This is a genomic window from Ruegeria sp. BHSA123 (assembly GCF_059613425.1).
The window spans coordinates 25629-37155 of sequence record NZ_JBXWSL010000026.1 but is presented as its reverse complement, the minus strand read 5'-3'; the positions used below and the strand labels follow the sequence as shown (position 1 = coordinate 37155).

Sequence of the window (11527 nt, the reverse complement as noted above, 5' to 3'; positions counted from 1 at the left end):
GTTTGGTTCCGGGTTTCTTTCTCATCTCCACTCCTTGGCGGTTACGATGAGCCAGAAACCCTCTCTTATCAAATCGACCTAAACTGTCCCATTGGTGCTGACATCAGACAATACGGCGAAGAATTCACGAGTTCTTTCCTGAAGATACGATCCTTGGAGAGGAAAAGGGCCTCGTTGGTAGTGGTTCTTCCGTTTGGGCCATAGATCCAATCGACGGCACAACCAACTATATGCACGGGTTACCTGACTGGGCAGTCTCGATCGGGTATTGCCGGGACGGAGAAATCAAATTTGGGGCTGTCTTCGCTCCGGATGTCGCGATGTTTGGTTCAGCGTGTGCCGGTAAGGGTGCAAGCCTGAACTCTTGCGAAACAGGCGTTTCAAGTTGCGAGCTTGCGAGTGATGCGCTGGTTCTATTGGGACGATCCGCGCGCCACGGCGCCGACGACTATCTCGATCAAGTCCAGAGACTGATCGACCATGGCATGGAATATCGTCGAAACGGATCTGCCGCTTATAGCTTGCTTACCGTTGCCGCTGGACGGGCCGATGCGTTTTTTGAAGCACATCTCAATCCTTGGGACGCCATTGCCGGAATGCTCATTGTGGAGGAGGCAGGTGGCAAGGTCGATTTCCCCCCATATTCCGAATTCATTGAAAGAGGGGGGGCTGTCTTGGCCAGCAATTCTAAACTTCACGACCTGACAAAAGCAGCCATCCACGGGTAAGATGATTTCGGAGCCGCTTGCTATCTATACCTATCATAAGTTTCAAACGGCTTTGTCGCAAACTTTTGGCTATGCGGCCGAAATGACCACGTGACAAGCCCAAGCCTCACCCCTCTCATTCACACACAAATAACTTGGCAATGCCGTTGAAACAATTACCTGTAAGGTCGTCTTCCGCTTCAGAAGCTATCGAAGAAACTCTCCTGCAAAGGGGGTGAGGCAATGTAATCCTTTGAGTTGGGGTTGCATCCCCAAGGATGGCTTTGTTGCACAGATCAGGGTTTGAGCGCGCATCCCCTTTCCCTGGACGGACTTTTACAATTCCATCTCAGGATCAAACCAGATCGATAGCGAACCACGCTGCCTAAGCGCCGTGTTGTACGAAGGCCAGTTCATGGTCTTGTACGTCGTAGCGGACCAACTGCTCATACCTCATAGCTACCCCACTGGATTCAAACAGGGAATCCCTCGCGCCAATTGTGCAACAAAGCCTTTCGGAAGTAGAGAAGACCGGGAATGTCAGCTTCACGGCTTTAACCAACCGTTCGTACGCGATTCGGCGAAATAGCGTTTCGAACCCAACCTGTACCCTGGATTTTATTGGTGCATGCGCTTGCAGCTGGAACAACGCTGCAACTGCCGAATATCTTGTGCGGCCAAGCAGCGGAAAACCTGTCATTCATGCAAATCGCCGCGATGCTCGCGGCTGCAACACACAGTTCGCTCAACAAAGCCATCCTTCGCTTCATCTGCAACAGCTATCGCCTAGCTGAATTGGTGGACACGGGACCGTGGCATATGAACAGTAAACACAACAGTCGCCTTCCAATGGCTTCAAAACTGTTTTGCACGATTTGCATTCATAGAACCACTGGCAAGCATCCGTTGGCATTTCCTCGGTTTCGCTGTGGCCGCAGTTCGGGCAAGTCAGGGTGCTTTCCAGGACTACAGTTTGTTTTGTCATAGTCTCACATCTTCATGATCAGGTAATCGTTAATCCGTGCCTCGTTAAACACAACGACCCAAGCCACGCCGGTGATCAGAGTCGTTCCTGCAAGCCGCCATTTCAACGTCGGCAAGGAACCGCGCTGATAAGATACCAGCCACGATATCGCGACGAGCGCCGTTGAAATCGTCAGCACATAGTAACTCGCTGCGGCAAGCTTTCCAAAGATTGCCAACCAACTGCCGCCCAGCCCCATTAACATCACTATCATGGGCAAAACGCAGCAAGTCGCGACGCCAAGTGCTGATAGAGATCCCAAGTAGCTGAGGCTAAGGTATTTCTGCATTCCGTTTCCCTCATGAACCATGACGTGCGGAGTTGTGGAGACAGCAACTTCTCGTATAACTTCTGTAGCCACTACAGGATCAAGGCAGGAAATCTCACATGTTTGCGATTGGGGAAGCATCCCGGCAAAGCGGAGTCGGAATTGAAACTATCCGCTATTACTAACGCGAAGGGATCGTGCCTAAACCAGAAAGAGCATCGAATAATCGACGCATGTACGCCGCGCACGATGTTGGACGGCTTCGTTTTCTACGGAAGTGCCGAGACTTGGGTTTTTCGCTTGCCGATGCAAAGGTGCTTCTCAACCTGTCCGAAGGTGATAGCGAGGATTGCCAATCCGTTAAGGAACTGGCCGAGCTTCATATCTCCAATGTGCGTATGAAGATAAACGAACTTAAGCGATTGGAGGCCGCCCTGAATGAACTTACGGCCAACTGTAAAATCGGGAACGTTTCTTGCCCGATGCTTGCGCAGATACGGACCTACTAATTGCACTTTGAGGCTCGCAGTCGCCCTATGCCAACGCAGCATGACCCAAGATTCGGGCCGCGCAAAATCTGCCGTTCGTTAGAGAGGTCAACTCGTTGGTTTAGCAATGTTTCCACCAATCAATGACATTTGTGCCTCGCCGCAGTGTTCTTGTAGCGCGCGGTGAATTCGGACAGTCAGCCCTACCTGCCGTATCTGAGCAATCAATTTGCTGCATACGCACTGGGCAGGTTTTATCACAGAAGCCGACTTCTGATTTCCGAACCACAGAGCAATGGTCCTGCTTATCTTTGTCCAAACTTGGGCTAGGCAGACGCAGATCTTCTGTCGCTTTCCATTGTATCAAGACTTGTATCGTGTGTACGCTAAGCCCATATACGCAAGGCTCACGTTTTTCTTTTTCGACCTGCTGTCTCCCAAATTCGGCGTTCAGTCTTTCGATTCAGACCGACCACGCCGAGTCGCCGCAATAATGCGGGCGGCAAGTATTAGGAGACTTCGACCATGGCAAATGGCACAGTAAAATGGTTCAACTCGACCAAAGGTTTTGGCTTTATCGAACCTGAAGGTGGCAAGCGCGACGTGTTCGTGCATATTTCAGCACTTGAACGTTCCGGCATCAGCGAATTGAAGGACGGCCAGAAGGTTACCTTCGACGTCGAAGCTGGCCGTGATGGTCGCGACAGCGCTGCCAACCTGGCACTCGCATAGCCTGCTACGGGCACCCTTCTGGGGTGCCCGAATGCTCAGGGGGTTCCTCAGAGGCGTTGGAGAACAAGTCAGTTGCAACAGCAGGAATTGACCCGGGCGCTCGCGCAATACCGTGTGCCTGATACGAAGCGTAGCGTTTTTGAGCTGGCAATCACCGTCATTCCCTTTTTCGCGCTATGGGGCGCAGCGTGGTTTGCGTTATCTTTTAGTGTCTGGGTCGCGGTTCTACTGGCCATCCTGAACGCCGCATTTCTGGTGCGTCTCTTCATCATCATGCATGATTGTGGTCACGGATCTTTCTTTAGAAACCGCACCGTTTGCAATTGGACCGGTCGGGTCCTGGGTGTTCTCGCCCTCACACCCTATGACGTCTGGCGGCAAAGCCATGCGATCCACCACGCCTCAACCGGCAACCTTGATCGGCGCGGGATGGGCGATATCCCTACGTTGACTGTAGAGGAATACCTGAAGCGAAAGTGGGCCGGTCGTGCCGCTTACAGGTTAATACGGAACCCCTTCTTCCTGTTCTGTATCGTACCGGTCTACACGTTCTTTCTTCAAAATCGCTTGCCCTTTGGTTTCATGCGGTCAGGCTGGCTGTATTGGGCAAGTGCAATGGGAACAAACGCCGCGATTGCGGTGGTCCTGGCTCTGATTTTTTGGACCGGAGGCATGGATGTACTGGTTTATGTATTCCTGCCAACCATGATCGTCGCCGCGTCGATTGGTATTTGGCTTTTCTACATTCAACACCAGTTTGAACACACGACCTGGGAGCGGGAAGAAGGGTGGAATCTTCAGAACGCAGCATTCTATGGAAGTTCTCACTATGCCCTGCCAGGTATCCTGCGGTGGTTCTCTGCCAATATTGGTGTGCACCATGTTCACCACCTTGCCAGCCGCATACCTTTTTACCGGCTTGACGAAGTTTTGCGCGACCATTCCGAGTTGGAAAATTGCCAGCGTATTACTTTGTTCGAGAGCTTTCACTGTGCACGATTGCATCTTTGGGATGAAGAAGGTCAGCGCCTGCTGGCATTTTCCGAGGCTTTGTCGAACGCCAATCTCAAAAAGAGTTTAGTGTAGTCTGGCACGGACCAAATAGGCTTCAACCGTTTCACCGCCTAGGGCGCGAATGGCCTCTAGTCGGTGAAGGCCTTCAATCAGCACGAACCGCTTGTTGTCCGCACGTATCTGGATCGGCGTCTTCTGGCCATTCTTCAGGATATCTTCTGCCAGCGTCAGAACCTTTTGTTGATCAAGTGTTTTGGCCCGTTTCACAGGTACATAGATCAGGTCGAGCGGATATGGTTTTTTTTCCAACATAAGCTACGTGTGCGCCTTTCTTGCGTTTATTCCGGTTCGAAGTTCGCTTCAAAGGCAGGCGCTGGAACGTGCGTCATAGAACCGAACGAACAGCATCGCGCAGCTCCTGATGCATGATCCAAGTCGCTGGTTCATCGTCACTTTTGACGTGAGAAAATGCCAATACCTGAGCGGCGCCATCATTCTGTGCCGATCCGGCTTCGGGAAGCTCGAGTTCCAGATATTCTGCAATCAATAGCCCGATTTTCTTGAAGACCTTGACGGACGCCTCGCGCGATTTGTAACCAGCTGCCTTAGTTAACTGACCAATGCTCAGTCCTTCCTTGCCTGCGATTGTAAGTGCTTTGAGCATGGTGACCTGCGCAGTGGAGAGCCTGATCTGGCGCAATGCTTCGACATATTCTCCTTCACTGGGAATGAAGTTGCCGGAGTTCGCCTCCAAACGACGTCGAGCGCTGCGTTTCCTGTCTCGCTCTTCGAGAATTTCTTTTAAGGCTTCAATGGCCAATGACGGTGTTTCGCCAACTGCATCAGCAATCAAACCTTGCGTTTTCGCTGGTGGCTTGGGGAATGCGCGCGCAACGCTGTTACCGCTCAGAATGCCAGCCTTAATCAAGTACTTTCCAAATTCTACTTCGATCACTTCTGATACGTCAGCGTTCCGCGTCTTGCGAACACTGCGGTCCTGAAATGCTCTTTGTTCCAGACCACGCACTGACATCTTTGAGTTAGAAAGGGTCACTTGAGGGGCATTTTTACGCATCAGAGAAACACCACTACAATTACCGCTGCAACAAACACTGCTAACGCTATAGATATCTTAATCCCGTGGGACCGGCGACGCGCCTTTTCGGCTTTGATCCTTTTGCCAAGATTTTCGTCAATCGAGTTATGGTTCACGGCTTGGTCCTTCCGGATTTGTCAGGCGATATTGATTTCCACGAACCTATTTTCGCGGAATTTTTTCGGCGCACTTATCGTTCTGTCGTGTGAACGGCCGATTGCATTCCCAACCATCACCTCTTCGATTCAAATGAGCGTTTGAAGGAACAAGGATCGCATCGCACCTGTCCCGGTTTGCGCGAAAACCACGTTCGCATTTCCATCCAGAGTAGGAATCTAGTTCAAGATACGCATGCTGTGGAACAGCCACAGGCTCACAGCCGCTCTCCGCTGCGTTGTAACCTCTGAGGCATACCCAACCATCCGAGCTTTTTTTATCGCTCAGACGACCGTTTTTTGGGACTTCTATTGCAACACAATCCTGGTTCTCCTTACGAAATCCCCAGTTGCAGTGTATTTCCTGTGCGCCAAACCTGGTTTCGACGTATCCATTTTGAGGTGCGATCAGTTCTTCGCATTTTTCTTCGACACGCTGGAACAGCCGATTGCACTCCCACTGATCTCCGGTTGATGCAAGATAGGCATTTTCAGGAACTCTTATTTCCTCACAGAGATCTCCGACATTCTGAAAACCGTGATTGCATTCCCAGCCACTGCCATAGGAGCTACCTGTCAAATATGCGTTTTCTGGTAAGTCTGTTCTTTGGCACGATCCATTCTTGTTTTCGAAACCTTCGTCACAAACTGATCCATCGGCATTGCCTGCGACTTGGGCAGGAAGCTTTGTTCCTGAGAGCGACACCAAAAGTGCTGGGATCAAACAAAGAATGCAGCGCGTAAACACGATGAATGACTGATTGAAGCGGAGCCTGAGACCTGATCTATCGGCCATCAAGCACGCAATTAATGAGCCATGTGCTGTTCATACGGCGCCTTCTTTCATGGGTCACGCGGTGACTGGTGCATGTCAGGTGACAGTTGCGAATGCTTGCGAGGAACGAGCTCATAGCGAAGACCCCAGCGAAACCCGTTCCTGTGCTGGGCACATGCTACAATTAGTCTGAAGGCCATTGGATCATCGAAGCCGGCAGCATCGCGACGACGAGTAATTTTCACCAATGCACTTTAGTGGTCCTTAGCCAGCATAGAGTCAAGGAAGTTTCCCTCGTCGCAACGCTAACTCCACTAGGGCAGATAGTTTTTGAAACGGCATTGCCAAGTTATTCGGCGAGATTGTTGAGGCTAGATATTGCGCCGGGCGCCAGGCTTGCGTTGGATCACAGCGAAGTGATGTCACCAGTCATAGATCACGCTGCCGGATTTGTGGTGTGACAGATCGATGATGCGATCGTGGGCACAAACGGTCTGGCCTTCCGCCAAAACGACCAACCGTTCCGTGTAAACATGCCGGCAGATACAGCAGTTTATGAGGCTGGCCGGGCCGCTGTAGCGATTGCGCTCGAGGGTGACTATGATACGATTTAGACGTAGGTGACATCGATGATTTCGTCATCGGTCAGCTACAGGCGCCACCGATTTCCACCTCAGATCATCGCGCAAGCGGTGTGGCTGTACGTTCGCTTCAATCTGAGCCTGTGGGAAACTGAAGAGTTGATGCTGCAGCGGGGGATCGATGCTTCTTACGAAACCGTCCTGCGTTGGTTCTTCAAGTTCGGGCCGGCGGTAACTCGAAACCTGCGGCAGAGACTGAACCGTCCTGGCGATGTCTGGCATCTCGATGAAGTTGTTGTGAGACTCTATTGTCGCGAATATTGGCTTTGGCGCGCGGTTGATCAGCATGGCGTCGTGCTGGACGAAATACTCCAACCGAAACGGGACAAATGGGCTGAAAAACGGCTGTTACGCCGCCTGATGAAGCGTCTTGGTTTCACTCCCAAGCGGATCATCACGGACGTGCTGCGCTCGTATGGTGCCGCCAAGCGAGAGGTAGCGCCGGGTCTGGAGCATTGGTCGCACAAGGGCCTCAATAACCGCGCCGAAAACAGCCATCTCCCATTCCGAAAGCGAGAAAGGACAATGCAAGGCCGTCGCTCTCCAGCAGGGTTGCAAAGGTACATGGCGACACACTCCGCAATCCGCAACCGCTCCAGCGTCCCCGCTCGCCGCCGCTCCGCCTGAACAATTCGATATCACCGCCTCGAAGCAATTGACGCCTGGAATGCCGCCACTCAAGCAGCCTGAATTTTATTAAACAGTATTCTTTGCTTGATCGCGAGCTAACGTAACAACACCGGGCAGGTCAGTTTTATTCAGATGGGAAGGTTCAGTTCGGTAACTGTAACTTACAGTTTCGAACCTCCAGAATGTTCTCAATCTTCCACAGTTAACCAGAGGACGGTTAACAAATCTCATACCGTCGGATCTCAAACGAACAACTCACCGAGGTAAGACAATGTCTGGAAGAATGGTAATAAAACCCGCGGCGATCGCAATGACCACAGTGATGGCGTTCACCTCTGTTCCTGCTTTCGCAGCAGACTGGAATGGCAGCTACGTCGGAGCCCGTTTTGGCTATGGGAACCTTGCAGAGGACTTGGACGGCCATGGCGACTTGGTTGGACTTCATGTGGGTCGCGATTGGGGAATTGACGGTAGTTGGGTAGCTGGTCTTTCAGTTGACTCTAGCTACTCCAATGTTTCCGCAGGTATTGGCGACTTGGACAGCTTGAGCCGCATCAAAATTCGGGGTGGCTACTCTTTTGGAGACACCTTGGCCTACGTAACGACCGGCTCAGCTTACGCTGCGAGTAGTGCAACCAATGACGAATGGGGATATACAATCGGCATTGGATTGGAGCACCGCATTTCTAATAACGTTTCACTATTCGGCGAAATTCTTGAAGACAGGTTTGACACATCCGGCGGAGACAATAATTTTAGTGTCACCACTGCGACATTCGGTTTGAACTACCGTTTTTAGGAGTGGCAAGCTAACCAAATATATCCCGACTTCACATAATTTATGCGTAGTCGGGGTAATTGATTCTAGGGTCAGGATTCACAACCAGTTTCTGACGTCAGTGCTAATGGGACAGTTTAGGTTGATTTGATAAGAGAGGATTTCTGGCTCATCGTAACCACCAAGGAGTGGAGATGAGAAAGAAACCCGGAACCAAGCAGAGCCACAGTGAGAAGGTCGTAAAGGACATTCGTGGTCCTCCGTTTCCTAAACATAGCGGTGGACCAGTTCAGTGGGGGAGGCTCGGCCGAAAGCAGAAGTTGGGCCAGCGCGGTCAGAGCAGTTGCCTTCTCCTCCTGCGTAATCTGCATAATCGGATTGGGATGAAAGGGTAGCGGCAGCTGCGCTGGATCGGTCCTTCGTTCCGGAATCATACTCGGCCTCCTTTGTCGTTTCCTCTTCGAAACGCTTCGCCGGAACCCCAGGGACGCGAGAACACCATGAAGATCATTAAGCGCAGCAATGGAAACCAGCGGGACGCCCAAACTCAGGGTCGAACACACTGCCGCGTCAAGAACCCACTCCGGTGCCATGATCGCGCTCCAAAGCTACGTATTGTCCATCACCGCGCTGGCGGGATTGAAACACCCGGATATCTGAACCGAAATAGGCATTCCATCCGTAACGCACACGGGAAAGCTGCCCGACATGGGCAGAATGAACGGGTACTGCCCCTGAACAGGAAAAACGCGCTCTTCGCCGGACACGACGCGGACGCCGAAAACCGGGGCGTCATCGCCTCGCTGATCGAAACCTGCAAGCTTAACAACGTCGATCCACATGTATACCTGACCGCAACGCTCTCAGCCATCGTCAACGGCCACAAACAAAGCCAGATCGACGATCTCTTGCCCTGGAACCTCGCTGCCCACGTGTGATCGAGTTACCGTTTACGTTTGAAATCCAAAAACCAGGATCTTTATGCGGATCGCGGGTTAACGTGACAACACCTGCCATCAGCCAAACAGGCGCTAACTCAACGAAGGCCATAGGTCAAAAGTTTGCAACAGATCCAGAAACTTACAAGATTCATAGATTTGGATTCCCAACGGGGAAACCCACGTCCGAACATTGTCTTTAGTTCAAAGTTGAGCGCGACGCTAAAACCTTAGGCCCAAGCCTATGGAATAACCGTCAAAATCCTCGGCGATTACACCACTCAGCATTATCCGCCCGGCCTGAACCAATGGAACACCAATTCGGCTTGCGTCGAACTCGATGCCGACACCAGCAGTTGCCAACCAATCGGTGTCCAGAACCTTTGCGGCATCCCCTCGATAGTACACCAGTCCAGCATCCAGAACTAGGTGCGTGGGCAAGTTGAAGAACCTGACATCTTTCAAAGGATAGCGATGGCGAGAAAAAAGCGTCGTCTGGTTGGAGTTGGCCTTGGCCCCACCGGCTTGTGGTTCGTCAATTGGGTGAAACTCCAGAAACGTTTGGCGAAATCGGTATTCTGCCTGCCAAAGGCCAACCTGGGTCTCCTTGAATACGGCGACAGATGCCCCTAATCCCAGTGCATTCAGGTTTCCGTCAACTGAATCCGCCGACTGCGAATTGACCGGAAGCAACGGGAAGTCAATAATTGAAGCATCAGCCGTAACATGGCCGAATGATACATGCCCGACCGGACGAATGCGCCAGTCGTTTTTCAACGGAAACTCCCAGCCTAAACCAAAGGTTGCCGCTACACTTGCCCAGGTCACGTCCACATCGACACCAGGTGCAATTTCTGGAAAGAAAAGCACCGGGTTGTATTTCTGATAAGCCACAAGCCCTTCAAGATATAAGCCATTTTCGAGCGGGTGATACCCGCCTCGGAGTTGGCTTGATCTAAGGCTTTTTGTGTCGCCTGTTGCCCTTAGAAAAGAAAAAGAAGACATTGTTTCGTTTGGGGTGGCAGCAATACTCAAAACTGACAATGCTGCGCGTGCCGCCGCTTCTGAAGCATCCGGATCAGTACTTTGCGCTGTCGCAGCACAGCCTACACTCATAGCCAAAATCGCCACGCAGGCACGATCTTCTCTCATTTTGCCTTTGAAGGTAAACGATTCACCGAATGACCTCATGCACTCCGGTTAAAATGCGTAGGCAAGCGACAGCAGGGTCGCGAAGCCTTCCGTCGTGTTTCGGTTGTCAAATTCCTTCCCCATGCGCAAGGCGATCTGAGCGCCTGGAAGATCTTTGGGTTTCCAGACACCTTCAGCTCCGATTAGGTTGATCTCATATTTTGAGGGGTTGCCTCCGGGTGTACCGCTTTGCTTTGAAACTTGGAATGATCGTGCTGCCAAAAGCCCCAGATTGAAGCCCCGGGCGACTTCTTTTCCAAAAGCAAACTCCAATGACAGGACGTCACCTGGGCGAATATCGGTGGTTTTCTGGCGTCCGAACGTTTCGTAACGTGCCTGAAACGTTGCCGCCCAAGGCAGGCTTGCGTCCTGCTGCCATGTTGATCCTACGAACAGCATGTGGCTCCAAAGGCCCTTGCCGGTGTTGGTGCTTCCACCCGCTTCAAATTCTCCGGTTGGGGCCCAAAAGGTGTAGGATGTTTGAAAGTGCCAGGTATTGTGATGCCACCCCAACGCGATTGGTGTGACAACTGTGTCTCCCAGATGGTAGTCTGTCCCCGACCCGGGTTCAGGCCGCAATATCTGATCTCGGTAAGTCAGGACAACGCCTGCCGCATAGTCGGCCCCGAGTATCCTGACGTCACGAAAAACATATCTGAAGGTCAACCGGGCCGCGTTGACTGTGGGCGTCGGTGCACCGATGTCATCTCCGTTGTCATCGACATAACGTTGGATATCGTAGTTGATCCACCCATTTTCGATTACCCTGGTTCCCTGAGGAGGCAGTACAGCAGAGGTTTGTCCCAACCCGCCACCCAACCCGTAGCTTCCCGCAATTGGAAACTGAGCCGCCGCTGTGCCGCCGATTATCGAAGCTGCAATGAATGTCAGAGCGCCGAGAACCGCTGAAACCTGTGTCGAAACAGGGAAAAATGCACGTGCTGAATTTGAAGATAGGAGAACTTGCCAAAACCGCTTCATAATGGAACACCTCGCCGCCTTTGTAAGGCGATCATAATCAAATTTGTTTATTTGTTAATAGGCCGTGACTTGCTCCCCACGGTCGTTAACTGTTTTCGTTAGAAACAGT

The 11527-nt window shown here is 51.8% G+C and carries 12 protein-coding genes and 4 pseudogenes; 7 read left to right on the top strand and 9 right to left on the bottom strand.

Annotation, left to right across the window (positions count from 1 at the left end):
- Positions 1 to 110: 110 nt before the first annotated feature.
- Positions 111 to 728, top strand: a complete 618-nt coding sequence (locus AC2FNC_RS13595; protein WP_496715602.1) for an inositol monophosphatase family protein — start codon at positions 111 to 113, stop codon at positions 726 to 728.
- A gap of 324 nt (positions 729 to 1052) precedes the next feature.
- Here AC2FNC_RS13595 and AC2FNC_RS13590 read toward each other — a convergent pair.
- The 3 genes and pseudogenes from AC2FNC_RS13590 to AC2FNC_RS13580 form a co-directional block, all read right to left on the bottom strand.
- A pseudogene (locus AC2FNC_RS13590) lies at positions 1053 to 1157 on the bottom strand (IS5/IS1182 family transposase); the annotation flags it as partial.
- A 316-nt stretch (positions 1158 to 1473) separates the two neighbouring features.
- On the bottom strand, positions 1474 to 1692 hold the full coding sequence (locus tag AC2FNC_RS13585; RefSeq protein WP_480520996.1) for a GDCCVxC domain-containing (seleno)protein: 219 nt from the start codon (positions 1690 to 1692) through the stop codon (positions 1474 to 1476).
- 4 nt (positions 1693 to 1696) lie between these two features.
- Positions 1697 to 2020, bottom strand: a complete 324-nt coding sequence (locus AC2FNC_RS13580; protein ID WP_480520997.1) for a hypothetical protein — start codon at positions 2018 to 2020, stop codon at positions 1697 to 1699.
- Between the two features lie 176 nt (positions 2021 to 2196).
- Between AC2FNC_RS13580 and AC2FNC_RS13575 the strand changes: the two genes are divergently transcribed.
- From AC2FNC_RS13575 to AC2FNC_RS13565, 3 genes are all read left to right on the top strand, one after another.
- The gene (locus AC2FNC_RS13575; protein WP_496715601.1) at positions 2197 to 2508 is read left to right on the top strand and encodes a MerR family DNA-binding protein; all 312 of its coding nucleotides are present in this window, start codon (positions 2197 to 2199) and stop codon (positions 2506 to 2508) included.
- Positions 2509 to 3012: 504 nt separating this feature from the next.
- Positions 3013 to 3219, top strand: a complete 207-nt coding sequence (locus AC2FNC_RS13570) for a cold-shock protein (RefSeq protein ID WP_480473585.1) — start codon at positions 3013 to 3015, stop codon at positions 3217 to 3219.
- A 72-nt stretch (positions 3220 to 3291) separates the two neighbouring features.
- Complete coding sequence (locus tag AC2FNC_RS13565) at positions 3292 to 4305, top strand: fatty acid desaturase (protein ID WP_496715600.1); 1014 nt, start codon at positions 3292 to 3294, stop codon at positions 4303 to 4305.
- Here the strand turns inward: AC2FNC_RS13565 and AC2FNC_RS13560 are convergent.
- The 4 genes and pseudogenes from AC2FNC_RS13560 to AC2FNC_RS13545 form a co-directional block, all read right to left on the bottom strand.
- Positions 4297 to 4545 (bottom strand): ParB N-terminal domain-containing protein, encoded by a 249-nt coding sequence (locus AC2FNC_RS13560; protein ID WP_496715598.1) that lies wholly within the window; start codon positions 4543 to 4545, stop codon positions 4297 to 4299. The genes AC2FNC_RS13565 and AC2FNC_RS13560 overlap by 9 nt on opposite strands.
- Before the next feature lie 73 nt (positions 4546 to 4618).
- Positions 4619 to 5308 (bottom strand): hypothetical protein, encoded by a 690-nt coding sequence (locus tag AC2FNC_RS13555; RefSeq protein WP_496715597.1) that lies wholly within the window; start codon positions 5306 to 5308, stop codon positions 4619 to 4621.
- A gap of 183 nt (positions 5309 to 5491) precedes the next feature.
- On the bottom strand, positions 5492 to 6280 hold the full coding sequence (locus tag AC2FNC_RS13550; RefSeq protein ID WP_496715596.1) for a hypothetical protein: 789 nt from the start codon (positions 6278 to 6280) through the stop codon (positions 5492 to 5494).
- A gap of 404 nt (positions 6281 to 6684) precedes the next feature.
- Positions 6685 to 6861 (bottom strand): annotated as a pseudogene (locus AC2FNC_RS13545) (IS21 family transposase); the annotation flags it as partial.
- Between the two features lie 27 nt (positions 6862 to 6888).
- Here AC2FNC_RS13545 and AC2FNC_RS13540 point away from each other — a divergent pair.
- The 3 genes and pseudogenes from AC2FNC_RS13540 to AC2FNC_RS13530 all read left to right on the top strand — a co-directional run.
- A pseudogene (locus tag AC2FNC_RS13540) lies at positions 6889 to 7590 on the top strand (IS6 family transposase).
- Positions 7591 to 7840: 250 nt separating this feature from the next.
- The gene (locus AC2FNC_RS13535; protein WP_480521005.1) at positions 7841 to 8329 is read left to right on the top strand and encodes an outer membrane protein; all 489 of its coding nucleotides are present in this window, start codon (positions 7841 to 7843) and stop codon (positions 8327 to 8329) included.
- 701 nt (positions 8330 to 9030) lie between these two features.
- Positions 9031 to 9246: pseudogene (locus tag AC2FNC_RS13530) on the top strand (transposase domain-containing protein); the annotation flags it as partial.
- 222 nt (positions 9247 to 9468) lie between these two features.
- Here the strand turns inward: AC2FNC_RS13530 and AC2FNC_RS13525 are convergent.
- Together AC2FNC_RS13525 and AC2FNC_RS13520 are read right to left on the bottom strand one after the other, a co-directional pair.
- A complete protein-coding gene (locus tag AC2FNC_RS13525) occupies positions 9469 to 10437 on the bottom strand; it encodes an autotransporter domain-containing protein (RefSeq protein ID WP_480473578.1) in 969 nt (322 codons plus the stop codon).
- A 9-nt stretch (positions 10438 to 10446) separates the two neighbouring features.
- Complete coding sequence (locus AC2FNC_RS13520; protein ID WP_496715595.1) at positions 10447 to 11418, bottom strand: SphA family protein; 972 nt, start codon at positions 11416 to 11418, stop codon at positions 10447 to 10449.
- Positions 11419 to 11527: the final 109 nt, after the last annotated feature.

What these genes read in the sequence shown, in the direction of transcription:
- AC2FNC_RS13560 (WP_496715598.1), bottom strand. Translation starts at nt 4,545, where the DNA reads ATGTTGGAAAAAAAACCATATCCGCTCGACCTGATCTATGTACCTGTG.
- AC2FNC_RS13555 (WP_496715597.1), bottom strand. Translation starts at nt 5,308, where the DNA reads ATGCGTAAAAATGCCCCTCAAGTGACCCTTTCTAACTCAAAGATGTCA.
- AC2FNC_RS13520 (WP_496715595.1), bottom strand. Translation starts at nt 11,418, where the DNA reads ATGAAGCGGTTTTGGCAAGTTCTCCTATCTTCAAATTCAGCACGTGCA.
- AC2FNC_RS13525 (WP_480473578.1), bottom strand. Translation starts at nt 10,437, where the DNA reads ATGAGGTCATTCGGTGAATCGTTTACCTTCAAAGGCAAAATGAGAGAA.
- AC2FNC_RS13570 (WP_480473585.1), top strand. Translation starts at nt 3,013, where the DNA reads ATGGCAAATGGCACAGTAAAATGGTTCAACTCGACCAAAGGTTTTGGC.
- AC2FNC_RS13550 (WP_496715596.1), bottom strand. Translation starts at nt 6,280, where the DNA reads ATGGCCGATAGATCAGGTCTCAGGCTCCGCTTCAATCAGTCATTCATC.
- AC2FNC_RS13580 (WP_480520997.1), bottom strand. Translation starts at nt 2,020, where the DNA reads ATGCAGAAATACCTTAGCCTCAGCTACTTGGGATCTCTATCAGCACTT.
- AC2FNC_RS13535 (WP_480521005.1), top strand. Translation starts at nt 7,841, where the DNA reads ATGACCACAGTGATGGCGTTCACCTCTGTTCCTGCTTTCGCAGCAGAC.
- AC2FNC_RS13585 (WP_480520996.1), bottom strand. Translation starts at nt 1,692, where the DNA reads ATGACAAAACAAACTGTAGTCCTGGAAAGCACCCTGACTTGCCCGAAC.